Origin of the sequence: Streptomyces sp. NPDC094143 (assembly GCF_040303825.1) — a bacterium.
In the GTDB taxonomy this organism is placed as follows: domain Bacteria; phylum Actinomycetota; class Actinomycetes; order Streptomycetales; family Streptomycetaceae; genus Streptomyces.
On sequence record NZ_JBEOTZ010000036.1, the window covers coordinates 42,651 to 66,665 of the forward strand.

Below are 24,015 nucleotides of genomic sequence, written 5' to 3' on the forward strand. Positions count from 1 at the left end.
CGGTGCCCAGCCTGCCCGTGCTGCCGGACCTGCACGGTTGCTCGCGCTGGACGTGGACTTCTGCGTGGGAGGCGCGCCGACGCCGGGTGCTCGGGATCCCGTGACCGAGCCGGGCGGTCAGGGCTCCCGGGCCCTGGCGGGCACACCGACGACCACCTGGCCGACGGCGACATCGCGGGTCACCAGCGCCGCAGCGCCCACCATGACGGACGGCCCGATCCGCCGCCCCTGTAGCACGGCGGCGTTACTGCCCACCGTGGACCCGGCGCCGATGGTCACGTTGCCGGCGATGTTGGCCCCCGGCAGGATCGTCACGAAGTCCTCGAGCACCGTGTCGTGACCGATGCTGGCCTGGTAGTTGACCTGGACGTGTGCGCCGATGACGGTGCCGGTGGAGATGAACGCCTGACCCAGCACAACACAGCCACGCCCGATCCGGGCGCCAGGGGAGACAGCCGCACGCGGGTCGATCACTGTCGCCGCTCGCAGGCCGCGATCCTCGAACTCTTGGGCCAACCGGCGGCGCGCGTCGGCGTCGGCGATCGCGACCACGAACTCGTTCCGCTGCTCGCCAGAGGCAGCCAACTGCCCGGGCAGCAGCACCGGACAGCCGTCCACCACAGGGGCTGCCGGGTGCTCGTCCACGAAAACAACGTCGGGTGCCGCGGTTGTCGCCCGCACCGCGTCCAGCGTCTCCCTGCCGAAGCCGCCCGCGCCCACGATGTGCAGCGTCACAGCCGTGCCTCCGTCACCGGATGCCCAGGCCGCGCCGGTTCCGAGACCGCGGCGAGGAATGCGCCTGCCAGCGCGGTCATGCCGTGATGCTGGTAGACCCAGCGGCGGCCACGCTCGCCCATCCGATCCCGTTCGGTCTGACTCATCGCGGCCAGCTCGGCCAGCGCGCCCGCCATGTCCGCCGGTGACTCGGCGGGCACGCACACGCCACCACCGGACTCGCGCACCGGGCCGCCGGGCGCGTTGCTCGCGAACAGCACCGGCTTGCCGGACGCCAAGTAGTCGAACAGCTTGTTGCTGCTGAGGCCGTACTTGAAGACCGCGACATCGCGCAGGCAGAACAGCGTCACATCCAGCTCGGCCAGCACGGCTGGCACGGCCTGCTTGGGCACCGGCGGCCAGAACAGCACATTGTCCAAGCCATGCCGGTGAGCGAGCCGTTGGCACGCGGCCTTCTCCTGGCCGTCGCCGACCATCACCACAGCGACCCGCGGATGGCCGGGGGCTCCCACCTCCGCCGCGGCCGCGACAATGGTCGCTACCCCGTTGGCCGGTCCGTGTGAGCCGATGTAACCGGCGGTGAGACAACCGTCCTTGCGAAAGCGCCTGATCTGCTCGATCAGGTCGGCGGCCCCGTTCCCGGGGTCCGCAATGTTCGGGTCGGCCTGCTCACCCGGTTCCATCGGGCGGGGGAAGTCGGCGATCCCGTTCGGCACGTAATGAATCTTGTCGGCCGGGAGACCGCGCGCCTCCAGGTAGTCGGCGGCACCGGGCAGCAGGCAGATCACGGCGGACGCACGCCGGCAGCAGAAGGACTCGGCCAGCCGGAGAAGCCGGGCAGGCAGCCCGTTCGCGCGCAGTGCCCCCATGTCGATCAGTGTCTGCGGCCACAGATCGCGTACCTCGAAGACGAAGCGGGCGCGGCGGCTGCGGGCCGCCAGCCAGGCGGCGAGGACCGCCGCCAGGTGCACTGATGAGCCGACGATCACATCCGGCCGGGTCAGGCCGCGCTGCGCCAGGAGTACCCGGGCCGCATAGTGGGCCATGTTCAGCACGCGGCGGTATCCGTTGCCGGTGTAGGGCGGCGTGCGGACCCAGATGAAGCGGACGCCGTCGATCGTCCGGGTGGCCACCTTCTCGCCGGGCGCGAGCCTTTCCTCGCGCCTGCTGAAATGGCTGAAGCTGCTGGCGAAGATGGTGACGTCGTGCCCCTTCGCCGCCAGCACTCGGCCCAGCTCGTAGTGCCGGGTGCCGGCGGCACAGTCCGGTGGTGCCGCGTAGTGGTTGAAGATCCAGATCCTCATGTCCTCACCTCCGCCGAAGCCGCCCTTGCGCACCTGGCGGCGTGCTGAGCAGTGCGCTCGTCGTGGGCCCGTGACGCCAGTACGTCGTTGATCCTGACGGCGGCTTCACCGTCGCCGAAGGGTGTTGGCGGCTCGCCCGGCCGGCCGCGGCCCGGCCGCTGGCAGCCCTCGGGGATCGGGCACCAGGACGTTCCAGCCGTCCTGAAGAGTCTCCGGCCTCTGTCCCGGCGCGCAGTGTGCTGCACGCGGCCAGTGGGTCGGCCCGCCCGCAGTGAGCCGCCCGGCAGGTCGATGTCGAACTGCCGGCTCCGGCAGTGAGCTGTGGGTGTATCGGCGGCCGGGCGGACTTGGGGCAGGCGGCGAGCGCGGCGACCATCGCGGCCAGCGGATCCGGAGCGTCGGTGGTGGCCTGCCGATGCACGGTGACGAACAGGTAGGACCCTAGATACCCGGTCAGGGGTGGTGAAGGGATGCCCGGTCCGGGAGGGAGAATGCCGTTCCTCACCCGGCCCCGCCCACTGGTCCCTGATCACCCGGAGCGTGTCCACCGTCAGATCGCCGGCCAGCGGTGAGCGAGCGGTCAGGCCCTCGGCGGCCAGATCGGCCGTCGCCACCGTGGCCAGAGCGAGCAGCAGGCCAGCCAGATGATCGGCCATGGTCCGGTTGCGTTCCTCGGACATCGTCCGGTCAAAGGACCGCAGGCCCGGCCCCAGGTGGGCGATGGGCAGTTCTCGTGCCGCCGCCGGGAGCGTTCCGGCGAGGGTGGAGTCGGTGTCGCCGTGGGTCGGCAGCCAGTCCGGGCGCTCCCGCGCGAGTACCGGATCGAGCGCTGTGAGCATTCTCGACGTCTGCTCTGCCTGACTGGCTAAGCCCGCCTGCAGGTTCCCGTCCGAAGGCGGGACGCCGAGCTCGGTGAAGGAGGTCTTCGCCAGCAGGTGGTCACTGTGCCGACCGGTGTGCACGATCAGGCGCTCGTCCCCGCGGCGGGTGAGCTGCCACGCGATCGGCGCCGTCTGGACGATCTGCGGACGTGCGCCGACCACGCTGAGCACCTTCACCGCCGTGTCTCCTGTCGTACCGCACCGGAGAGGCCTTCTCCCGGCGTCTGGCCGAGGCGGCGAGAGCCGCCCGGCAACCAGAAACCTACTACTCAATGTGCATGCATCACTACTTTCCGCTACCTGTGCCGCTACATTGTGCCTGCTGTCGAGGCGGCGAGAACATCGCCGCTCCCAGCACCACCGATACAACTCGCGACTCCGAAGGCCGTTCCCTGGTGCTGTCGATCACGAAAAGTCTCCGAACCCGGCTGCCGGGGGTAAGTCCGGCGGCGATCGGGGCCACAATGGCCACGCGATTGCTGGCCACGGCGATGAGCTTCGCGGCGGGCGTCATCACCGCGAGGGCGCTCGGGGTGGAAGGCAGGGCCACGTTCGCGGTCATGATCTCGGTCCCCTCCGTGCTGAGCGTCGTCACGGTCCTGGGTGTGGACAACGCCAACGCCCGGTTCGCCGGGACCTCGCACACCGCATTCCGGCAGATCGTCCGGTGGAGCCTCGGGTTCTCCGTGGTCTCGGGTTCCACGCTGGCGGGGCTGTGGCTGCTGCTCGGTCATCTCTGGCCGGCCGTGCTGCTCGGCGTGCCGTACCGGCTTGCGCTGCTCGTGGCCGCCACCTGCCCGGTGATCTTGTTGACCACGCTGCTCGGTATGGCTGAACTCGGTCGCGGACGGGTCGCGATGTACAACCTGCTCAGTACCGTCCCCGCGGCCGGTTACCTCATCGGTGTCTGCGGCCTGCTCGCCGCAGGATCGCTGACCCCCACCAGCTGCTTCCTGTCGGTGCTGGCCGGACAGCTGGTCTGCGCCGCGATGCTGCTGATCGCGTCCACCGCCCGCATCCACGCCGACGGGGAACCCCTTTCTGGCCGTACCTTCGGCAGCTTCGCCATCAGGTCCTACCTCCCGAACCTCATCCATTACGGATTGCTGCGCCTGGACGTGCCGGTGATCCAGACGCTCGCCGGGGCGGCGGCCGTGGCCGTGTACGCGGTGGCGCTGCCCCTGGCAGAGGGGCTGCTCCTGCTGTCGACGACGGTCGCGCTGGTGATGTTTCCCGCCGTTACTTCCGGGGCCGTGGATGCGCGGGCAGCGGCCAGGATTGCCCGGACCGTGTTCCTTGCCGCCACCACGGCTGCCGTCGTGGCGGCGGCGACTGCGCCCATCCTGATCCCAGCGCTCTACGGTCGGCCGTACTCCGGCGCCGTGCCGGTGATCTGGGCGATGCTCCCTGGCCTCGTGCTGTTCAGCGCGGCCCGCTCGGTCCAGCCCTACCTGGCGGCAGCCGGCCTGCTCCGGCCGGTGATCACGGCCACCGTGATCGGTGCGGTGGTCAACATCGCCCTGCTCGTGGCCCTGACCCCCCACCATGCCGCGGTCGGTGCCGGCGCCGCCGACTCGGCCGGGTACCTGGTGCTCGCGGTGCTGCTCGCCCACGGCGTGCGCTCGGCTGTCCGCGCCCGCCGGCGCCATCCGGCCGACCACGCCGGCGACGAGACGGCGGCCGTACCGGCGCGCCCGCTCATCGGGTGCCTGTCGGTCAAGACGGTCGGCGACCGCCGGCGGGGCGCGTACCCGAGGCAGGTGAGGCCCGTCCTGGCCAGTAGAGGGCTCATGGTCGCGGCGGGACTCCTGACCGCAGCGGGTGCCGGCTGTCTCGCGACGGCGTACAGCCCTGCCCTCAGTGCCGCCGGCGCCGCCGCGACGCTCCTGGTCATTGTGCTGGCCCTGATCCCGGAGGTGGGTCTGTGCGTACTCGCGGCGGCCATCCCGCTCTCGCAGTCCGACATCGGCGACTCGCTGATCACCCCGCGTGCGCTGATCGCTCTCATGCTCGTCTGCCTGCTGGGCCGCGTCATCGCCGGCCGGGGGATCGCGCGGCCGAAGCCCATCGGTGTCCTGATCACCGTCGGCACGGTCGGTTACCTGGTGGCCGCCAGCGTCCTGATCGGCGACACCGATCTGCTGGGTGCCGACAAATGGCGGTACCTGCTGCTGATGTGCGCGCCGCTGATGCTGCTACCGCTGGTCGCCGAACCTGGACGGGCTCTCGACCGGGCGCTCGTGGTGTTCTGTTGCGGCAGCGTGACAGTCGCCTTGATCAACATCATTCAGACCGGCTCCGTCTTCGCGGCGAAGTCGGGTCTCGCCCCTGCTGACACCGCCGTTCTGGCCATCACTCAGGAGGACGCGGCCAACCACAACGCCGTGGGTGCCCTGTTCGTCATGGCGGCCGCAGTCCTGCTCAGGCGCTATCCGGCCGTCCGGGCGCCCTTGCTGCGGCTGGCGATCGGCGCGGGGGTCGTCGTCCTCGCCCTCGGGGTCGCGTACTCGCTGAGCCGCGCGGCCTATCTGGCGGGAATCGCGGTGATCGCGCTCTACGCCGCCCGTAGATCGCTGCGCGGCGTCCTTGCCCTGAGCGTCGGCGCGGCCTGCCTGGTGCCACTGTTGCCCGCCGCGATCGCGGCCCGGTTCGACTCGATCGTCGGTGGCGCGCCGGACGTCAACTCCGCGGTGCGGCTCGATCTGTGGAGCAGCGCACTACGCATGTTCGAGGCACACCCTGCTTTCGGTGTCGGATATCTGAACTTCGCCAACCATCTGCCCGCCTACTACCACGCCACAGGTGATTACGAGGTCATGCTCCTCCAGTTCCCGCTCCTGCATTTCGCTCACAACACCTACCTGACAGTCCTCTCGCAGACCGGCCTGGTGGGCGCGGCCGGGATCGGCATGCTCGTCGTGCTCGGCGTCCGCCGGGCGTGGTGCGCGGCTCGATCTGGTGATCCTGCGGGTGAGCCGGCGTTGCTGGCCATGGTCGGTGCCGGGGTCTGCTCGCTGTTCGGCGAGGTTCTGCTGGTCCCACCCCTACTGGCCGGTCTGATGCTGATCATCCTGGCTGCGAAGCCGGCTGCGGCCAACGGACCTGTGCCGGTGGCGCGATGAGCCCGTCCACGATCGGAAAGCCGCGGCCGCTGCGCGTCCTGCAGATCACCTCGGCCGCCGTCGGCGGAAGCTGGTTCCACGACCAGGTGCGGGGCCTTGCCGAGCTGGGCAACGAGGTGTGCGCGGTGCTGCCTCGAGAGGGCCCACTCGCCGACCGGCTGCGCGGGGTCCGCGGCGTCCAGGTGGAAATCATCCCGTTCGGAGTGCCTCACCGGATCAGGCAGCTACCCGTACTGATGGCTGGGCATTGGCGGCTGATGAGGTTCATCAGGGCATACAAGCCGGATGTCATCCATTCGCATCTGATCATCGCGAAGCTCGTGGCCCGAGTGGTGTCGGCCGCCTACCCGCCGGCGCTGGTCGTGTCGCAGGTTCCCGGACTGGTGCATCTACGGATCGCTCTCTTCCGGATCCTGGAGCGGCTTTCGCTGCGCCGGGACGATCTGGTGCTCGGATCGTGCCGGGCGATCGCGCGCCGTTACCAGGCCATGGGGGCACGGTCGGTCGCGGTCAGCTACTACGGCTGTGACGTACACCGCTTCGATCCGGCAACCCCGCCGGATGCGTTCCGCCATGAGTTCGGCCTCAGCGACGACATGCCGGCTGTCGGCATGGTCGCCTACATGTATCCGAGCAAGTTGCGGGAGTTCCGCCAGGTAGGGGTCAAGGGGCACGAAGTCTTCATCGACGCCATCCCGCTGATCCTGCGGCAGAACCCCGAGGCCAGGTTCTTCGTGGTGGGTGACGAGCTGGTCGGTGACGGGGAGTACCGGCGTGAGCTGGAACACCGCGCCGCCCGGCTCGGCATCGCCGACCGGATCCGGTTCACCGGCTTCCGGTCCGACATCAGCTCGGTCATGGCCGGGCTGGACGTCCTGGTGAACCCGTCCATGGACGAGTCCGCCTGCTATACCGTGGTGGAGGCGTTGCTCATGCGAAAGGGTGTGGTGGCGACCGACGTCGGTGGCCTGCCTGACACCGTCCAGCACGGCCGCACCGGTCTGTTGATCCCGCCTGCCGATCCCCCGGCACTGGCACAGGCCGTGAACGCACTGCTCGCCGATCCCGCAGCGCGTCTCCGCATGGCCTGCCGAGGCCGTGAACTCGCGCTGCGGCAGTTCGATATCGCCGGGACAGCCGGTCAGGTGAACGAGCTGTACCACCAAGCACTGGCCGCGCGGAGACGCCGCAGGCCGCTCCGCAGGGAGGATCCGGCGTGAAGGGCAACAGGACGCGGGCCACAACGACGCTGGCCGGCATGGCGGGGAAAGCGGTACGCGATCTGCGGCGGCCGAGCTTTCCGGTCGACGCGACGACGCCGCCGGGTGACATGACCACCGACCAGCCGGGCAGGTACCCGCTCGACCTGCGGCCGATGACGGCCGGGAGCATGCTCGACCACGAGCGTGTGGTGGTGACCCGTGCCGCGACCGGCGAGACCTACCGGAACCCGGTCTCGGTCAGCCTGTATGCGCTCGCACAGCACACCGGCGCGCTCGCCGCCGGCCGGCACCCGGCCGCTGGGGACGAACGGCCGCCGGGCGTGCAGGCTCTGCTGACGCAAGCAGGTTGGCTACGCGCCAGCCAGGACAGCAACGGCGGCTGGCGCTATCCGGTACCCGTACCCCGGTACGGGGTGCGCCCGGGGTGGTACTCGGCCATGGCCCAGGGCCTGGCGGTGTCTGTGATGCTGCGCGGATACGCCACGACCGGCCAACGGTCGTTTCTCGACGCGAGCGAGGGTGCGGTGGAACTGATGCTCCGGCCGCTGGACGCGGGCGGTTGCTCGCACTACGACCACCTGGGGCGCCCTTTCCCCGAGGAGTGCCCGTCAGACCCGGTCAGTCACATTCTCAACGGGGCGGTCTTCGCCCTCTTCGGTCTGTGCGAGCTGAGTCGGCATCAGAGCGGGACTGTCCACGAGCGCGTGGCGGACCGGCTCCGCGACTCGCTGGCCGCTTTCGACCTGGGGTACTGGACCAGGTACGACCTCCGGCACACCGCGCCCGCCAGTTTCGCGTACCACTGCCTGCACGTCGCGCTGCTGGCCGCGGCCGGAGAAGTGCTCGCCGACCCGCGATGGCCGACGGTGGCCATCGCGTGGGACCGCTACACGCGCAGTCCGACCAACCGGCTGCGGGCTGCGGCGGGCAAGGGCCGGTTCGTACTCAAGGAGCGCCGTGCCCGGTCATGACCAGGTCCCGCGACGGCTGGGCATGTGCGATGCGCCGGCCGCGCCGCTGCGCGTCGTCCTGCTCGCGTCGGCCACGTCGGCGCACACCCGGCGCTGGGCGGACGATCTGGCCATGCTGGGGCATGAGGTGACGATCTGCAGCTGGCACGAGCCGGGCCTGGGTTCCGATGGCCGGCGAACCGCGTCCACCCCCGGCGGAGCGTGCCGGCCGTTGCGCGTGCTGCGCGCGGGGCACTGGCTGCGCCGCGAGGTACGCCGAGCGCGGCCGGATGTCATCCACGTCCACTCGCTCGGCGTGCACGGGGCGCTCTCCCTGCTGCTGCCGGCCCACCCGGCGGTGCCGGTCGTGATCACTCCGTGGGGATCCGAACTGCGTGCGGCGGACCGGCGTCCCGGCCGGGCGCTGGTCGCTCGGCTGGCGCTCCGGCGGGCCGCACGCGTGGTGCCGACCTCGCGGGAGGTGGCTGAGCTGGTCGCGAGCCGGTACCGGGTCCTCTCTTCACGGATCACGGTCCTTTCCTGGGGGGTACCGGACGCGCTACTGGATGCCGGAAACGACGCCGATCCCCGGTTGACGCGCGCGACGTACGGCATTCCGGCCGGAGCCACGGTCGCGCTGTCGGTCCGCAGCACATCGGAGGTCTACCGGACCTATGAGATTCTCGCGGCATTCACCCGTGCCGCGCGAGTCCGGCCCGACCTGTTCCTCGTGCTGGTGGCGGGTCACCAGCCGGCTCATGCCGCCGCCAGACGCGCGCAGCGGGAATATCTCGCGCTTCTGCGCGCCCGAGCACAAGATCTGGCCGGCCGGGTCGCCGTCATCGATCGGCCACTCGGCCAAACCGAGATGTTCAGCCTGATGAGCGCAAGCGATGTGGCGATTTCGGTTCCCCAGGCCGATCAGCGAAGCTCATCGGTGCTCGAAGCCGCGGCTGCCGGGTGCCGACTGCTGCTATCCGACATCGCACCCTACCGGGAACTGGTGGCGGAGGGCCTGCTGGCGGATCTGCTTCCCAATCCGCTGGTCAGCTCGTTGGCTGACGCTCTCTCGAACACAGGGCCGCTGAATGTGGATGATCGCCTGTCCAATCGGATGCTGATCAGCCAGGCCGAGCGCGGATCCCTGAAGGTCGCGGAACTCGAACAGCTTTACAGGGATGTGGCCCGCGCGGGAACGGTGTGATCAGGGCCCGCTGTATGCGCAGGAGCGACGAGAAGTTGGGTACCTCGTGCCAGTATGGCCAACCGACCACTGCCCGGTTCAGCGGGCGGTGCGGCTCGGCGGCTGTGCCGGAACAAGGGCGACGCGGAATATCTTGGTCCAGAACTTGCCCGTGAGGAGAGACTGGTCCGTTGCGGGGACGGCCGCGATGCCGTTTCAGGGTGGCGGGGGACGCGTTCGTCGGCGTGCAGGAGGCCCGAGGCATCGTTGCTCGCCGTCACCGCGCCGGTGATGGGGTCGATGCGCACGATGCGTTCGGCGGGCAGCACGTTGGCGTAGGCAGCGTGGTCGGCGCACTCCAGCTCGTTCACGCTCGTCACCGGCCGGCCGTCTTCGGTCACGGTGAGCTCACCAGTCTTCGCGAGGGTGCGCGGATCACGGAGGGTGAGTCGTGCCGAGCCGTCTCCCGGCACCAACTGCCGCCCGCCGCGGGCGAAGCAGATGCCCCAGCCTTCGTCGGGGTCGGGGACGCGGCGCATCTCCCTCAGCGACGTCGCGTCCCGCTCGATGGCGGTCCCGCTGGTGTGCGCCATGGGTGGCTGTCAGGTGCCCTGGGCCGGACGGACGACTGACCGGACAGCCCGGTGCCCTCGTAGAGCGTGCCGTCGGCCATCTCCAGGCCCTGAGTGAACGATTTCGGGTCGTGGGGCAGGTTTTCGAGGACCTTCACCCGCGGGCGTGCGACGACCCGGCGGGGGCTGACCCGCCGCCAGTGCGTTTGGCTTCGGCCGACCGGATCGTCGGACACTGCCTTTCGACGTCCCGCTGGGCCGCGAGCGGCCCCACCGGCCTTCCTGCATCTGGTGGCCGGCTCGCCGAACAAGCTGGTTCCTGGCGCTCGCCAGGGGTGTTCGTCACGACCGCTGGGTGACCATCGACAGGGCCGGCGTGCGCGGGCGTCGCAGCCTCACGGACGCCTTCCTCCGTGCCGAGTCAAGGACCGCCTCCGCCACCTCGACCGTCCTCAGCCCCTGGTCGAGAGTGACGATGTCCGTTGCCTTGCCCTCCACGGCATCACGGAACCGCTCGTGCTCGACGAGGAGCGGCTCGCGCTTGGGGATGGCGTAGCGGACCATGTCGCCCTCGGCCACGCCGCGGAAGGCGCGCAGGGCCTCCCACTCGGTGGTCACCGCTCCGTTGGCATGGAAGGTCAGGTCTGCCGTGAGAGTGTCGGCGACGAGGCAGCCACGCTCGCCGGTCACAGCCGTGTAGCGCTCCTTGTAAGGGCTGAGCCAGTTGACGAGGTGGCTGACCAGGGTGCCGTCGCTGAGGTCGCCGACCACGGAGACCATGTCCTCATGGGGGCGGCCGCTCTTGGACACCGTGCGCGCCGAGACCGAGACGTAGTGGTGGCCGGTGACCCAACCGGTGAGGTCGATGTCGTGGGTTGCCAGGTCCTTGACGACCCCAACGTCGGCGATACGGTGCGGGAAGGGTCCCTGACGGCGCGTGACGACTTGGAAGACCTCCCCGAGTTCTCCCGCCTCGAGACGGGAACGCAGACCCTGCAGTGCCGGGTTGAACCGCTCGATGTGTCCGACACCGGCGACCAGACCGGCTCTGTCAAAGGCGTCGACCAGTCGTCGTGCGGCCGCCGCTGAGTGGGCGAGCGGCTTCTCGATCAGCGCGGGCACGCCGTTCTCGGCCAAGGCCAGGCCGACCTCCTCGTGCGATGCCGTGGGACAGGCGACCACCGCGTAGTCGAGTCCGAGCGCCAGCAGCTCCGGCAGGGTGGCCACGACGGGGGTGTTCCGGCCGGCACCCGTGGAATCGCCTGCCGGGTCCATGACGCCCACCAGCTCGACAGCGTCAAGCGACGACAGCACTCGGGCGTGGTTGTATCCCATGGCTCCGAGACCGATGAGCCCGGCCCGCAGGGTGCGCCTGCTCACCCTACTCCTCCGGCATCGCTCACGGCTTGCGCGATCCGCTCCAGCTCGGCCTGCCCCAGCGTCGGGTGAACCGGGAGGGACAGAACCTCGGCAGCTGCCCGATCGGTCTCGGGCAGGGACGGTCCGCCCTGGTCCTGATAGGGCCTGAGTCGATGGATCGGGGTCGGGTAGTACACCGTGCTGCCGATGCCCTCTCGCGCCAGGTCCTGCTGCACGGAATCCCGCAGACCGCCCGGGATGCGGACCGTGTACTGGTGGTAGACGTGCCGCGCGCCGTCCGCCTCATGCGGAACAGACAGCCCCTCGATGCGGGAGCTCAGTACCTTGGCGTTGGCCCTTCGCTGCTCGGTCCAGGCCGGTAGCTGCTTCAGCTGCTCACGACCGACGGCCGCCGCGACGTCGGTCATCCGCATGTTGGCCCCGACGATCTCATTTTGATACCGCTGCTCCATGCCTTGGTTCCGCAAGAGCCGAAGGGTGCGGGCGAGGTGCGGATCGTCGGTCGAAATAATGCCGCCCTCGAGAGCGTGCATGTTTTTCGTCGGATAGAAGCTGAAGCATCCTGCCTCACCGAAGCTGCCGACGGGGCGTCCGTGCAGCGTGGCTCCGTGCGCCTGGCAGGCGTCCTCCAGTACGGCGAGCCCATGGCGTGCGGCAAGCTCCATCAGCTGGTCCATGGGCGCGGGGTGCCCGTACAGATGCACCGGAACGAGGGCCGCGGTTCGCGGACCGATCGCCGCTGACGCGGCGTGCGGGTCGAGGCAGTAGGTGCCGGGCGTGATGTCGGCAAAGACGGGATCGGCGCCTACCAGGCGTACTGCGTTGGCGGTCGCCGCGAACGAGAACGAGGGCACCACGACTTCGTCTCCCGGTCCGATGCCCAGGGCCATGAGACTCAGTTGCAGGGCGGAGGTGCCGGAGTTGACCGCTACGCAGGCACGCCCGGCGACCAGCTCGGAGAACTCGTCTTCGAACGCGGCCACTTCTGGGCCCTGGACGACACGGCCACTGCGCAGCACACGTACAACCGCAGCGATCTCGGCTTCACCGATCACGGGTCGGGCCGCCGGGATCGATGGAAAGGAGCGGGTCACTGGACTTCTCCGTTCGGGCGGCGAAAGAGAGTCGACCTATCTTCAACTTCTGCTCACCCCACCCGGTTTTCCTGCGCGTCTCATATCCACCCTTATGGACGATCAGGGACGATGCGCGCCGCTCAGGAACGCATCGTGCACGCGCGACGCAATCGGCGCCATCAGGGTAATTGCGCACATGCTCCTGGGGTGCGGTGCCGAGTGGGGCAGCACCGGGCAGCGACCTGTGCGGAGAGATGGAAGACCAGCAGCAGGCGCCAGCGGTAGCGGCTTGGACGGCGCATGTTGCCGCTCATCCGGCCCGAGTCCAATGGGACCCGCGCCGCCTGCGACGGAGGCATGGCGCGGCTTGCGGCTTTCCCGAACCCCGGCTGACCACCGCATCCCCGTCCCCGCGAGCGGCACGCCGACCGGAGCCGTGGAAGCCGGCGCCCACCCGACGCGACAGCCGGGCCGCAGTAACGCCCATCACGCGCCGAGCAAACCGAAACGACCGCCAATTGGACTGACGAGTCGTCATGAAGCTTTCGAGGCTAATGACGTATCGCCCACAGCCGAACCAGTCCGCTCACCGCCCTGTCGATCTCCAGGGCACACTCGTACAGCTCCTCACGGGGCCGGCCCCAAGGGTCCGGGATGTCGTCCTCGGCCGGCGGGACGGGGGCCGCGGCACCGCGGCGGGCTGCAGCCGCTGCCACCACGGCCTCGAAGCCTCCTCCACGACCCCCCGCGGCTCCACCATCCGCAAGCCGCACGAACTCCTTCAGGGTGAAGCAGCGCCGCATCGCCGCCGGCGCGAGGCGCACGGCCGCCTCGCGGTGCTCGCGTGCCAGCCCGAGGACCAGCGGGGCGCCCGCCATGAGCTGTGCGGTGAGCGGGCGGGAGACGAATCCGGAGCCGTCACCGCCCAGCTCCTCCAGGACCGCCCGGGTCGTGTCCTCCATACGGAGACGGTGCCATGCCTCCGTGCCGGAGCTCTCCGGCCGCAGGGCCGAGCCTGGCGGCAGCTTCGCCGCGAGCAGGCGCTCGGCGAGCACCGAGCGGTGCACGTTGCCCGTGCAGACGAACAGGATCCGAGTCATTTCCCGTCCGTGGTACGCGTCACCGCGGAGGCGGCCGTCCCCTCCGGCGTGGCAGACGTACGCGGAGCAGGCAGCTCGCCGTACTGCCCGTAGGCGCCGTAACTGCCATAACAGCCGCCTTTGGGAACCGGAGCCATGCTGAACACGGTGCCGAGCACGCGCGCGCCCACACGCTCCAGCGATTCCCTGGCGGTGCGCACCTGGTCCCGGTTGGTCCTCCCGGCCCGTACGACGAGCAGCGCACCCTGGGAGATCGAGGCGAGCCCCACGGTGTCGGCGACCGGCAGCAGGGGCGCGGTGTCGACGATCACGATGTCGTACATGTCCGCTAGCTCGCGCAGCACCTCCTCCATACGCGCCGAGGCGAGCAGTTCCGCGGGGTTCGGCGGCACAGCACCGCTGGCGAGCACCGAGAGCCCGCCGGCGACCTGCTGCATCACATCCTCGACACGGGCTTGTCCGATGAGCACCGTGGTCAGGCCCCCGTCCTGGACGAGGCCGAAGGCCGACGCCACGCACGGGCGACGCAGGTCGCCGTCCACAAGGCAGGTGGAGACGCCGGTCTCGGCGAGAGAGCGGGCGAGGTTCATCGCGATGTTCGACTTGCCCTCACCTGGCACCGAGCTCGTCACCACGATGATCCGCGGCGGATCGTCGACCTGCGAGAACTGCAGGTTGGTGCGCAGCTTGCGGAACGCCTCGGCTCGCTTGGAGTGCCCGTCGGCACTGACCAGCGGCTGCCTTGGGGCGTTCCTGTCATACGGGATGGTACCGAGGCCAGGCAGAGCGAGGAATGCGCCCAGTGCCTCGCTCGTCTTGAACGTGGTGTCGAGCGTCTCGCGGAGGGCGACCAGCCCGGCAGCGAGCAGCAGGCCGCCGACCACACCCGCGGCCAGGTTCATCAACGGGCGGGGCGATGTAGGAGAGGTCGGGGCGACGGCTTCCTCGGTGACGCCGAGGGAGACGGGGGAGACCGGTGGTACAGGCGCGTCATCCTCGGCCTTGTCACCCGTCTTGGACAGTACCGAGGGGACCGGCTGCTTGGGGGTCTCCAACTGCTCGACGACCGAACTGAACCGCTTTGCCACGGCGTTGGCGATGCGCGCCGCGCGCCGCGGGGAGGTGTCCCGGACGGTGATGTCGATGAGCACGGTCTTGAGCGGAACGCCAGCGGTGATCCGGGACGCCAGCTGCTCTGGGGTGGTGCGCAGCCTCAGCTGTTTCACCACGGGAGCGGTGACCTGACGTGTCTTCACAATCTCGGCATACGACTGCACACGCGCCTGCGAGAACGTCTGCCCCTCGTTCAGATCGATGGTGTTCTCACCGGTGCGGGTGGCGACGAAGAGCTGCGTTCTCGCCTCGTAGACGGGGGTGCTCACGCTTGTCACGGCGAGCGCCGCCCCGACCGCGAGAACCAGACAGACCAAAACCGTCGGCCATCGTCTGGCAAGAGCCTTCAGGAATCCTTGGAGATCCAAGCTGCACCCCTCACGGGACTCAGGGAACCACCCGAATTACGGCTTCTGTTCCCTACGGACGAAGTTGACCATAAGGACTCGGACTCTTCGAGCGGGGGAACCGGCCCCTGTGTCCCCTCGGAAGACTCGTGGGACGCGCTCCGTGCGAGCCGGGACTAGACCAGTCAGGTGACCTCTGCACCGTACGGCCAATAAATGTCGTTATGTTCCATTCGCGCCATGTATCCAGGTCTTGGTGTCCCACACCGCACCACGGCCGCCGCACGTCCAGGCCCGGACCGAAGCCAAGGAGATTGAGGAAGATGACAGCATCGCGCAGATGGCGGGCCGCTCTGGCATCGGCGGCAACGACTGCCGTTCTCATCGCAGCACCGCTGATCGGGGCGCAGGCCGCCTCGGCGCACCCGTACCCGCCGTCGGCCCCGCCCCTGTGCGTGAGCACCACCACGGTGACAGCCGGAGAGAAGTTGAGCTTCAGAACGATCCCCGGCGTGTTCGAGCCGGGGTCGAAAGTCACGGCGCTGCTGAAACCAAACCCGGTTGTGCTCGGCCATTTCCAGGCCCGGGCCGACGGCTCGGTTGCGGGGACCGTGACCATCCCAGCAGACACCACTACCGGCTGGCGCGTCTTCCGGCTCCTCTCCAGGCACCCCCACAAGAGTGTCGGCGTCAGCATCCACGTGCAGGGCAGTATGTCGCCCACCCCGACCCCGAAGCCGCCCCACCACCCGGGCAAGCCCGGGCACCACGATGAACCAGGGCACGCTGGGCACCACGGACGTGACGACGGCCGCAACATTTCCCCTGAACTCCCCGCAGCCGTCGAGCCGTCGGACTCCCCACACGCGGACCAGAACGCTGAGGGGCTTGCGGCGGCGGGCAGTGACAAGGCGCTGGTCATCGGCGGCTCGGCGGCCGCCCTGCTCATGGTGGGCGGCGGGACGACGCTGGCCGTACGCCGTGGTCGCAATATCTGAAAGGTCAGCACAACCCCGGCGCCCGGCCCGGGCCTGGACGCCGGTTCTCGCTGGAGGCGGTCACGGCTCGGTCGCGGGTGGGGACCAGCGTGCCGTCCACGATGAGCACGGTTTCCTTGCGGAACCGCCGCCGGGGAACTGCCGAGGACTCAGCCCGGTGAACAGGCGTATCCACGAGGGCCTGGACGCCGTGATCACACCAGCCGCCGCGAGATCATCTCACTTCTGACCAGCAGTCACGGGACGACCTCCAGGGCGGTTCGTTTGGTTGAGAACCCGACTGCCAAAGGACTCCTGTGTTGGTCAAGCCAGCTGGCCACTCGACGAGCCCAGCCCGAAAGGGCTCAGAGAGCCGTACCCGGAGCAGTCTGTGCTCGTTGCTCAGCACATGAACCAAAGCGGGAAGGTGGCGTTTCCGCAGGTGCGGATCGCACCGGGTGCGCAGGTCGACGGGTCGGCCGTACTGGGCCCTGGTACGACCGTGTGGGAACTCGCGCAGATTCGCGAGGAGGTGGTGCTCGGCTGTGACTGCGTCGTGGGCCGGGGTGTCTACGTGGGACCTGGGGTGAAGATCGGTCACAGGGTCAAGATTCAGAACCATGCGCTGGTGTATGAGCCTGCCGAGCTGGCTGACGGCGTCTTCGTCGGGCCTGCGGTCGTCCTCACGAACGACCGCAATCCTCGCGCCGTCGACACGTACGGACGTCTGAAACGCGCCGGCGACTGGGAGGCGGTCGGCGTCCGGGTCGCTGAAGGCGCGTCACTCGGCGCGCGCTCAGTGTGTGTGGCTCCGGTCAGCATCGGCCGCTGGGCGATGGTCGCCTCGGGAGCCGTCGTCACCAAGGATGTGCCGGATTTCGCCCTCGTTGCCGGTGTCCCCGCCCACCAGATCGGATGGGTGGGACGAGCCGGCGAGCGCCTGGACGCACTGCCGGATCGGTCCGGATTCTGGGAGTGTCCGAGTGATGGGACTCTCTACGCAGAGAAAGACGGAATTCTGACGGAGCTTTCAGCTCAATACCGAGAAAACGCGAGCCAGTGAAGGTCATGAGCGTAGTGGGGGCGCGCCCCCAGTTCGTCAAGCTTGCCGCAGTCGCCGCAGCGTTCGGCGACACGGAGCACCATCACACGATCGTCCACACCGGCCAGCACTACGACGCCGATCTGTCCGACGTCTTCTTCACCGGCCTCTCCATCCCTGCGCCCCATGTGGACTTGGGCATGGGATCAGGCACCCACGGCGTGCAGACCGGTACCATTCTGGCGGCCCTCGATCCCGTCATCGCCGCCGCACACCCCGAATGGGTGCTGGTGTACGGAGACACGAACTCAACTCTCGCCGGCGCCCTTTCCGCGGCCAAACAGCACATCCCCGTTGCCCACCTGGAAGCGGGCCTGCGCTCTTTCAACCGGCGGATGCCCGAGGAGCACAACCGCGTCCTCACCGACCACGCTGCCGATCTGCTGCTCGCACCCACCGAGCAGGCGGTGCGCCACCTGGCAGCCGAGGGCCTGGCGGACCGTGCGGTCCTGACCGGGGACGTCATGGTCGATGTTTGCCTGCGCATCAAGGACAAGGTGCTGACGGACAAGGCCACCGCCACGCTTCCAGCCTTCCTCAACGCGCAGGAGCCCTACCTCTTCGCGACATTGCACCGGGCCGAGAACACGGATCGTCCCGGTCGCCTGGCCGCTCTCGTGGACGCCCTGGCCAGTCTGCCGGTTCCCGTCGTCTTGGCCGCCCATCCCCGGCTGCTCGCACGTGCCGAGGACTTCGGCATCAAGCTCGACCGAGGCTCTCTCCATATCAGCCGCCCCCTCCCCTACGCCGAGCTGATCCGCACGATGCTCGGCTCGCACGGCGTGATCACCGACTCGGGAGGACTCCAGAAAGAGGCGTTCCTGTTGGAGCGCGTCTGCACGACACTCCGTACGGAAACGGAATGGCCTGAAACGCTCCAGGGCGGCTGGAACACACTCGTGCCGGATCCTCGTGAACTGGGCTCCCAGGCATGGGCCGACACCGTCCTGCGCCCTGCGCCCAAGAGCCCACGCGGCATGCCGTATGGCGACGGCAAAGCAGCACTCCGTGTGGTGCGGGCGCTGGAAGATCACCTGAGCGGATCTCAGGGCCGCTGAGCTGTCGACGACGGCGCACCAAGCACGATCACCTCGGCCCCGGCCCATCGACCGGGGTCAGTGATCCGCCGTCCGTCGACCACGACGCGCACCTGCGGGAACTGGTCGGAGCCGAGCTCCCGGTACTCGCCGTGGTCGGCTTGGATGACGGCGGCAGTGACTGTCTGGCCGCTGTACGGCGGCAGGCCGAGTGCGCTCAGCTCATCGGCCCTGTACAGCGGGTCGGACACGTACGGCTCGGCGCCCCGCGACCGCAGCGCCTCGACGACGGGGAACACCCCGGAGAACGCGGTCTCCCTGACGCCGCCCCGATAGGCCGCGCCCAGTACCAGCACGCCAGCGCCGCTCAGGTCGCCGTACACCTCCGCAAGCCGCCGTACCGCGTACTCGGGCATCGAGGCATTGGTCGCCCGGGCCTCTCGTACGACCGTCGCGTCCGGGTCGTTCCACAGGTACATCCTCGGATAGACGGGAATGCAGTGACCGCCTACGGCGATGCCGGGCCGGTGGATGCGACTGTAGGGCTGCGAGTTGCAGGCCTCGATCACCAGGTCCACGTCGATGCCGATGCGGTCCGCGAACCGTGCGAACTGGTTCGCCAGCCCGATGTTCACGTCACGGTAGGTTGTCTCGGCCAGCTTCGCGAACTCCGCGGCCTCCGTCGAGCCGAGGTCCCAGACACCGTTGGGGCGAGGCAGCTCGTCGCGTGGGTCGAAGTCGAGGAGGGACGCGTAGAACTCGACGCCTCGGCGCGCGGAGGCCGCGTCGATGCCGCCCAGCAGCTTGGGGTAGCGGCGCAGGTCGGCGAATACGCGCCCGGTCAGCACCCGTTCGGGGCTGAAGACGAGAGCGAAGTCCCGGCCCGCGGTCAGCCCGCTGCCTTGCTCGAGCATGGGCGCCCAGCGCCCTCGCGTGGTACCGACGGGCAGTGTCGTCTCGTACGACACGAGTGTGCCGGGCCGCAGCCCGCGCGCCACAGCCTGCGTCGCTGTATCCATCCAGCCGAAGTCGGGGGTGCCCCGGACGTCGACGTACACCGGAACGACCAGGACTACCGCCTGGGCCTGCGTGACCGCAGCGGTCGTGTCGGTGGTGGCCAGCAGTCGCCCTTCCGCGACAACGCTCTTCAGCCTCTCAGCGAGTCCGGCCTCGCCGGGGAACGGCTCAACGCCCTCATTGACCAGGTGCACGACGTGTTCGTCCACGTCGGCGCCGATGACGTGGTGGCCCTTTGCAGCGAACTGGACAGCCAGCGGCAGGCCGATCTTTCCGAGCGCCACTACACAGATACGCACGGCTGCTTCCTCCGACGGCAACAAGCTGCGCAGGCGACCGAAGAGAGCCCACACGCTTTAACAGGTGTTTTCGTACTGCGCATCCTATCTCTGCAGTTTCATTTCAGTGAGCTGACACAAAGGGCCGCACCATCGTCTGAGAGAAGTTATGTTGGCTCGATGTCGCCGGTGCGGGTTCGATATACCAATTTGGCCGTGCGAGCCCGGGACCGCTGGGAGGAAGCTGTCCGAGGGACAGCGCGCGTGAACGTGGCCTTGAGATCACCGGGACCCGTGAGCCACCGTTCGATGACTGAGCCGGGGCCGACACTGCCACCGATCCAGCCATGCGCCGCAGTGGCCTCGGTGACGACTGGCACGAGATGACTGGGTGCGGATAGACCATTGATGAGTGTGCAGGCCGCGCCGGTCTAGCGGTGACGACTCGTCGTCCTGCCCCGGCGCTGGGTCGTCGAACACTGTCACGCCTGGGGTATGCGCGCCCGCCGGCACGTCCGCGCCTGCGAACGGCTCGTCCAGCACTCGAAGTCATTGATCGCCCGGGCCGCGATCACGCGCATGACCAGGCGAATCACCCGCCGAACGTCTCGCAGGAGCGGACAGCCGGCCTCCCGCGAAGCACGGCGGGACTGATCATTCGATGTCGGCCCTCACCCCCGTCCGGACGGTGTGACCGTGCTGACGAGGCGGGCCGCCGGTCTTGTCCGCGTACGGCTCCATCTCCAGGAGACGTAGCGTCCGCATCCAGAGATGCCTTGCGCGTTGCGGAGTTGTCCGAGTCGAGCCAGCGGTCGCCCTTCGGTCGGACGAACCGAAGGGTGACCCTCCCGCACGCACCTCGGTCGCCCAGGGGCGTCACACCAGCAAGGGGCCGCCGCAGCGTTCGGCGCCGTCCTTCACCGCGATCAGATTGGCCTGCACATAGGAGATCTGGTTCCTGGAGTGCCAGTCGGTCGGGAAGTAGGTGACCAGCCGTGAGTTCTGGAATCGGGCCTGGATCTCCGGTACGAAGGCGCGGTACTGGTTGTCGGTGTAGTACCAGAACGAGTTCTCGTTGTAGTAGGCGACATGTGTCGGGTCCTGGTAGGCGCCCCGGCCGTCGGAGCTGGGCGTGAGGGTGAGGAGCATGCCGCCCGGTGCCAGCAGGCGGTACAGCTCATTGATCAGTGGAACCTTCGCGGGCACGTGCTCCAGGAAGTCCACCGCCCTGAGCAGACCGACCGAGTCGTCCGGGAGGTCCAGGGGCGCGGGCAGTGTCGCAATGATGTCGACGCCGTCCCTCGCGTACTGGTCCACGCCCAGGTAGGCGGGCGGCTTGCGGTGCGCGGCGCCGAGGTCCAGCGCGAGCAGCCCGCGCCGCTTGGTCCAGGCGAGCGCGTTGCTCTCGATGTATTTGTCGTACAAGGCGACGGTCTCGCGCTGGATGTGCGCGTTGATCTCGGTGTCGCGCTGGGTGTTGTCGGGGTGCATTCGTTGCATGTACAGGCATCGGGGGATGCGATGGAAGTCACCGGCCTGGAAGAGACGGCACATCAAGTCCTGGTCGTCCAGCACCGTGCGCGTGGCGTCGTACCCGCCGACCTGCTCGTACGTGTCCTTGCGGAACGCCCGCACATGGTTGGGGGCGTACCAGATGTACGAGACGTTGTGCGGTGTCGGTGCCATGGAGATGGCTTGCAGGAGGCGGCGACCGTCGACGTCCACCTCCTCGTACTGCCAGCCGTGCGCTTCGTTGAACCGTGTGTCGTCCCGGTTTCCGTCCTCGGTGATCTGAGCGGTGTGGCTGTAGACGAAGACGACGTCGGGGTGCTCGTCGAAGGCCTTCGCCAGTTCCGCCAGGCAGTCCTTCGCCAGCAGGTCGTCATGGTCGAGCTCGACGAGGATCTCGCCGCGTGCCAGTTCGCATGCACGGCGTTTGGCTGCTGCGCTCGCGGAATCCCGGAATTCCTCCGGGACGGACTGTAGAAGCGATGGGTCGGCGCGTACGGCGAGGCCGAAGGCGTCCTCGGCCTCTTCGTCCCGGCCCTTCTTCGCCAGGGCCTGTCCAAGGTGCAGATGGGCCGTGGCGGCTTTGGGTTCGACGCCCACGACTGCACCAGCCCCCTCCGCCTGGGCTCTGTCGAGGTCTTCCTGCGAGTAGGACGCCTTTGGAATTGACGCGCGGGAGGCGAAGCCGGGTTTCGCTGCTGACGTAGGGTCGGTGGTCGAGGACTGGGCGCTGGGACCGGTTCCGTCGCGGAGGACAGGAGCTGAGTGATGACAGGTGCCCCTGAGGCTTCGCCGGGTGCGCCGCGGCTGAGGCGGGTGCCGCCGGCCGAGGTGGAGGCGACGCGGATGGAGGCGGTGCGCCGCTACGACATCCTCGACACCCCGCCCGACGGGGCGTTCGACCGGGTCGCGGCGATGGCCGCCCGCCTGTTCGATGTCCCCGTGGCCAGCGTGACGATCGTCGATGCCGACCGGATCTGGTTCAAAGCCATTCACGGCCTGGAAGGGGTCGCGGAGATCGGCCGGGACCCGGGACTGTGCGGGTCGGCGATCCTACGCGATGACGCGCTGGTGATCCCCGACACCCTCACCGATCCGACCGCCTGCACCAATCCGCTGGTCACCGGTCCTCTGGGGGTGCGGTTCTACGCGGCTGCGCCGATCATCACCGCCGACGGCCACCGGCTGGGCACGGTCAACATCCTGGACACCAGACCGCGTCTGATCACCGAGGCCGACACTCTGACCCTGGCCGACCTGGCCGCGGTGGTTCTGGACGCCATGGAGCTGCGACTTTCGGGCCTGCGGCTGCTGCGCGAGGAGCAGGAACGCCGCAAGGCGGAGGAGGAGGCGCGGGCGCGGGCCGAGCGGGACACGGAGGCGATCACCGCGTTCGCCACCACCCTCCAGCGCACCCTGCTGCCTCCCGCGCTGCCGCCGGTTCCGGGGCTGGAGCTGGCCTGCCACTACCAGACCGACTCGCCCCGGGACGTCGGCGGTGACTTCTACGACGTCTTCTCCCTGGGCGGACAACGGTGGGCGTTCTTCCTCGGGGACGTGTGCGGCAAGGGCGCCGAAGCCGCCGCCGTCACCTCGCTGACCCGCTACACCCTGCGCGCGGCCGCCCAGCACCACGGCGATCCCACCGAAGTCCTCGACGCCCTCAACAGCGCCCTGCTGCTCGATCCCTCGATGGGCAGCCGGTTCTGCACTTGTGTCTTCGGCACCCTGCAGCCCGCCCCGGGCGGCGGTTTCACAGTGAGCGTGGCCACGGGAGGCCATCCCCCCGCCTTCCGCATACAGCACGGCGACGACGGCGCGATGGTCGTGAACGAGGTACGCCCCAGGGGCGGCATGCTCGTGGGGGCGCTGGAAGGCGCCCGGTTCGCCTCCCACACCTTCCACCTCGCCCCGGGCCAGGGCCTGCTGCTCTACACCGACGGACTCACCGAGGGCCGCCTGCCGGACGGGACCATGCTGGGTGAGGAAGGCGTGGCCGCCTTCCTCACCACCCGCACCACCCCGGACGCTGCCCGTCTGATCGAGGACACCATCGCCCTCATCACCGACCTGCCCACCGGTCCCGGTGACGACGTCGCCCTGCTCGCGCTGTCCGTACCCCTGGCACCGGCCACTGAGCAGACGGCCGCCGCATCGACCGCCCGCACCCTGGCCACGCCCGTCGCTGGCGCCGCCCGCGCCGACCAGGAGCACTGACGCGTGACCGACGACCTCACCCTCACCCACACCCACACCGACCGACACCTGGCGGCCCTCTGCGTCGGCGGAGAGATCGACACACAGACCGCTCCCGCCTTGCGTAAAGAAGCACTGGACGTCATCGCCCAAGGACACCCGCACCTGATCCTGGACCTCACCGGGATCACCTTCTGCGACTCCTCCGGCTTCAACGCCTTGATCGGCATCATGCGCTGCGCGATGGCCGCAAACGGCTCCCTGACCCTGGCCGCGGTCCCCGATCGCCTGTCCCGAATGCTCGATCTCACCGGGCTGAGCACCCTCATGCCGTCCTACCCCAGCATTGAGGCCGCGATGAACGCCCGTTTCCCTACCACGCCCGAGCCCGCCTGACCCGGCCGATCCACCGGCCCGACCCAACTTCATTGACAAACCGCCCACGTTCAGGGGCAGAGGACAAGCCGGGAGGGGAGAGTTCTCCCACGTCGGCGGTGGACTCCGTCCACAGGGCTGCGGTTCGAGCATCGACTCCGAGGCCACCACGATCGGCGAGGCGGCCCGTACGCGAGGTGCCGTCCATGTTCCAGAACCCACCGTGCCGCTCGCCCCGATGACGCCGGACGCGGTGCTCAGCGCCTTCAGCTACCTCCGGACCATGGAGGCCGACGACACCGAAGCGGCCGCCGGGTCCGCGAGCGCCTCTCCGTAGGACCGCCTGCCCAGTGCTTGCTTTCGGTCTCTCCCCGCAGACCGCCTGACGGTCCCCGCCGCGAGACAGATGACAGGGTCACAGTCGTTTTGGCAGTCGCGAACACGACGGCATGGCGCAGGATCCACAACCTATGTTCATGGCAGTCTGCGGACCAGCACGATGGCTTGAGGCCCGGAGGTACACCGCTCGTGGCGGCGA

General features: G+C 69.0%; 21 protein-coding genes and 1 pseudogene. 9 read left to right on the forward strand and 13 right to left on the reverse strand.

Annotated features, from left to right (window positions below; translation table 11 throughout):
- Positions 1-117 precede the first annotated feature (117 nt).
- The 4 genes from ABTZ58_RS32985 to ABTZ58_RS33000 form a co-directional block, all read right to left on the reverse strand.
- Entirely contained in the window at positions 118-735 is a 618-nt protein-coding gene (locus ABTZ58_RS32985; protein ID WP_351364831.1) for an acetyltransferase, read from the reverse strand.
- On the reverse strand, positions 732-2,039 hold the full coding sequence (locus ABTZ58_RS32990; RefSeq protein ID WP_351364834.1) for a glycosyltransferase family 4 protein: 1,308 nt from the start codon (positions 2,037-2,039) through the stop codon (positions 732-734). Before ABTZ58_RS32990 ends, ABTZ58_RS32985 begins: the two co-directional genes overlap by 4 nt.
- Positions 2,036-3,097, reverse strand: a complete 1,062-nt coding sequence (locus ABTZ58_RS32995; RefSeq protein ID WP_351364837.1) for a UDP-N-acetylglucosamine 2-epimerase — start codon at positions 3,095-3,097, stop codon at positions 2,036-2,038. Before ABTZ58_RS32995 ends, ABTZ58_RS32990 begins: the two co-directional genes overlap by 4 nt.
- Before the next feature lie 109 nt (positions 3,098-3,206).
- Positions 3,207-3,515, reverse strand: a complete 309-nt coding sequence (locus tag ABTZ58_RS33000) for a hypothetical protein (protein ID WP_351364840.1) — start codon at positions 3,513-3,515, stop codon at positions 3,207-3,209.
- 91 nt (positions 3,516-3,606) lie between these two features.
- Here ABTZ58_RS33000 and ABTZ58_RS33005 point away from each other — a divergent pair, with 91 nt between their 5' ends.
- From ABTZ58_RS33005 to ABTZ58_RS33020, 4 genes are read left to right on the forward strand one after another with little or no spacing between them, the layout of a single operon-like run.
- Positions 3,607-6,042 (forward strand): O-antigen ligase family protein, encoded by a 2,436-nt coding sequence (locus ABTZ58_RS33005; protein WP_351364843.1) that lies wholly within the window; start codon positions 3,607-3,609, stop codon positions 6,040-6,042.
- Positions 6,039-7,262 carry a glycosyltransferase family 4 protein gene (locus ABTZ58_RS33010; protein ID WP_351364846.1) on the forward strand — a complete coding sequence of 408 codons (1,224 nt, stop codon included), beginning with the start codon at positions 6,039-6,041 and terminating at the stop codon, positions 7,260-7,262. The genes ABTZ58_RS33005 and ABTZ58_RS33010 overlap by 4 nt, the downstream gene beginning before the upstream one ends.
- The gene (locus tag ABTZ58_RS33015; RefSeq protein WP_351364849.1) at positions 7,259-8,236 is read left to right on the forward strand and encodes a D-glucuronyl C5-epimerase family protein; all 978 of its coding nucleotides are present in this window, start codon (positions 7,259-7,261) and stop codon (positions 8,234-8,236) included. Before ABTZ58_RS33010 ends, ABTZ58_RS33015 begins: the two co-directional genes overlap by 4 nt.
- Positions 8,223-9,419 (forward strand): glycosyltransferase family 4 protein, encoded by a 1,197-nt coding sequence (locus ABTZ58_RS33020; protein WP_351364852.1) that lies wholly within the window; start codon positions 8,223-8,225, stop codon positions 9,417-9,419. Before ABTZ58_RS33015 ends, ABTZ58_RS33020 begins: the two co-directional genes overlap by 14 nt.
- Here the strand turns inward: ABTZ58_RS33020 and ABTZ58_RS40300 are convergent.
- The 6 genes from ABTZ58_RS40300 to ABTZ58_RS33055 all read right to left on the reverse strand — a co-directional run bounded on the left by ABTZ58_RS40300 (position 9,386) and on the right by ABTZ58_RS33055 (position 15,007).
- Positions 9,386-9,991 (reverse strand): glutaminyl-peptide cyclotransferase, encoded by a 606-nt coding sequence (locus ABTZ58_RS40300; protein ID WP_502996166.1) that lies wholly within the window; start codon positions 9,989-9,991, stop codon positions 9,386-9,388. The two genes, ABTZ58_RS33020 and ABTZ58_RS40300, sit on opposite strands and share 34 nt — an antisense overlap.
- Positions 9,943-10,206 (reverse strand): glutaminyl-peptide cyclotransferase, encoded by a 264-nt coding sequence (locus tag ABTZ58_RS33035; RefSeq protein WP_351364855.1) that lies wholly within the window; start codon positions 10,204-10,206, stop codon positions 9,943-9,945. The genes ABTZ58_RS40300 and ABTZ58_RS33035 overlap by 49 nt, the downstream gene beginning before the upstream one ends.
- A gap of 106 nt (positions 10,207-10,312) precedes the next feature.
- On the reverse strand, positions 10,313-11,350 hold the full coding sequence (locus ABTZ58_RS33040; RefSeq protein WP_351364858.1) for a Gfo/Idh/MocA family oxidoreductase: 1,038 nt from the start codon (positions 11,348-11,350) through the stop codon (positions 10,313-10,315).
- The gene (locus ABTZ58_RS33045) at positions 11,347-12,444 is read right to left on the reverse strand and encodes a DegT/DnrJ/EryC1/StrS family aminotransferase (protein ID WP_351364861.1); all 1,098 of its coding nucleotides are present in this window, start codon (positions 12,442-12,444) and stop codon (positions 11,347-11,349) included. Before ABTZ58_RS33045 ends, ABTZ58_RS33040 begins: the two co-directional genes overlap by 4 nt.
- Positions 12,445-12,977: 533 nt before the next feature.
- Positions 12,978-13,526: an arsenate reductase/protein-tyrosine-phosphatase family protein gene (locus ABTZ58_RS33050; protein WP_351364864.1), complete on the reverse strand. Its 549-nt coding sequence runs from the start codon at positions 13,524-13,526 to the stop codon at positions 12,978-12,980.
- Entirely contained in the window at positions 13,523-15,007 is a 1,485-nt protein-coding gene (locus tag ABTZ58_RS33055; protein WP_351364867.1) for a tyrosine-protein kinase domain-containing protein, read from the reverse strand. The genes ABTZ58_RS33050 and ABTZ58_RS33055 overlap by 4 nt, the downstream gene beginning before the upstream one ends.
- 434 nt (positions 15,008-15,441) lie before the next feature.
- On the opposite strand from ABTZ58_RS33055, the gene ABTZ58_RS33060 reads away from it, so the two are divergent.
- Positions 15,442-15,984, forward strand: a complete 543-nt coding sequence (locus tag ABTZ58_RS33060) for a hypothetical protein (RefSeq protein ID WP_351364870.1) — start codon at positions 15,442-15,444, stop codon at positions 15,982-15,984.
- 37 nt (positions 15,985-16,021) lie between these two features.
- Here ABTZ58_RS33060 and ABTZ58_RS40305 read toward each other — a convergent pair.
- Positions 16,022-16,120 (reverse strand): annotated as a pseudogene (locus ABTZ58_RS40305) (IS5/IS1182 family transposase); the annotation flags it as partial.
- A gap of 252 nt (positions 16,121-16,372) precedes the next feature.
- On the opposite strand from ABTZ58_RS40305, the gene ABTZ58_RS33070 reads away from it, so the two are divergent.
- Positions 16,373-17,026: an acyltransferase gene (locus ABTZ58_RS33070; protein ID WP_351364897.1), complete on the forward strand. Its 654-nt coding sequence runs from the start codon at positions 16,373-16,375 to the stop codon at positions 17,024-17,026.
- On the forward strand, positions 17,023-18,123 hold the full coding sequence (wecB, locus tag ABTZ58_RS33075) for a non-hydrolyzing UDP-N-acetylglucosamine 2-epimerase (RefSeq protein ID WP_351364873.1): 1,101 nt from the start codon (positions 17,023-17,025) through the stop codon (positions 18,121-18,123). The genes ABTZ58_RS33070 and wecB overlap by 4 nt, the downstream gene beginning before the upstream one ends.
- Here wecB and ABTZ58_RS33080 read toward each other — a convergent pair.
- Both ABTZ58_RS33080 and ABTZ58_RS33090 read right to left on the reverse strand, forming a co-directional pair.
- Complete coding sequence (locus tag ABTZ58_RS33080; RefSeq protein WP_351364876.1) at positions 18,111-19,418, reverse strand: nucleotide sugar dehydrogenase; 1,308 nt, start codon at positions 19,416-19,418, stop codon at positions 18,111-18,113. The two genes, wecB and ABTZ58_RS33080, sit on opposite strands and share 13 nt — an antisense overlap.
- A gap of 855 nt (positions 19,419-20,273) precedes the next feature.
- Positions 20,274-21,506: a glycosyltransferase gene (locus tag ABTZ58_RS33090; protein WP_351364879.1), complete on the reverse strand. Its 1,233-nt coding sequence runs from the start codon at positions 21,504-21,506 to the stop codon at positions 20,274-20,276.
- Positions 21,507-21,674: 168 nt separating this feature from the next.
- On the opposite strand from ABTZ58_RS33090, the gene ABTZ58_RS33095 reads away from it, so the two are divergent.
- Both ABTZ58_RS33095 and ABTZ58_RS33100 read left to right on the forward strand, forming a co-directional pair.
- Positions 21,675-23,123, forward strand: coding sequence for a PP2C family protein-serine/threonine phosphatase (locus ABTZ58_RS33095; protein WP_351364882.1), 1,449 nt, complete (start codon positions 21,675-21,677; stop codon positions 23,121-23,123).
- 3 nt (positions 23,124-23,126) lie between these two features.
- Complete coding sequence (locus tag ABTZ58_RS33100; RefSeq protein WP_351364885.1) at positions 23,127-23,498, forward strand: STAS domain-containing protein; 372 nt, start codon at positions 23,127-23,129, stop codon at positions 23,496-23,498.
- The last annotated feature ends 517 nt before the right edge of the window (positions 23,499-24,015 follow it).

Coding starts and splice junctions, on each gene's coding strand:
- ABTZ58_RS33010 (WP_351364846.1), top strand. CDS start 6,039: ATGAGCCCGTCCACGATCGGAAAGCCGCGGCCGCTGCGCGTCCTGCAG.
- ABTZ58_RS33095 (WP_351364882.1), top strand. CDS start 21,675: ATGACAGGTGCCCCTGAGGCTTCGCCGGGTGCGCCGCGGCTGAGGCGG.
- ABTZ58_RS32990 (WP_351364834.1), bottom strand. CDS start 2,039: ATGAGGATCTGGATCTTCAACCACTACGCGGCACCACCGGACTGTGCC.
- ABTZ58_RS33070 (WP_351364897.1), top strand. CDS start 16,373: ATGAACCAAAGCGGGAAGGTGGCGTTTCCGCAGGTGCGGATCGCACCG.
- ABTZ58_RS33050 (WP_351364864.1), bottom strand. CDS start 13,526: ATGACTCGGATCCTGTTCGTCTGCACGGGCAACGTGCACCGCTCGGTG.
- ABTZ58_RS40300 (WP_502996166.1), bottom strand. CDS start 9,991: ATGGCGCACACCAGCGGGACCGCCATCGAGCGGGACGCGACGTCGCTG.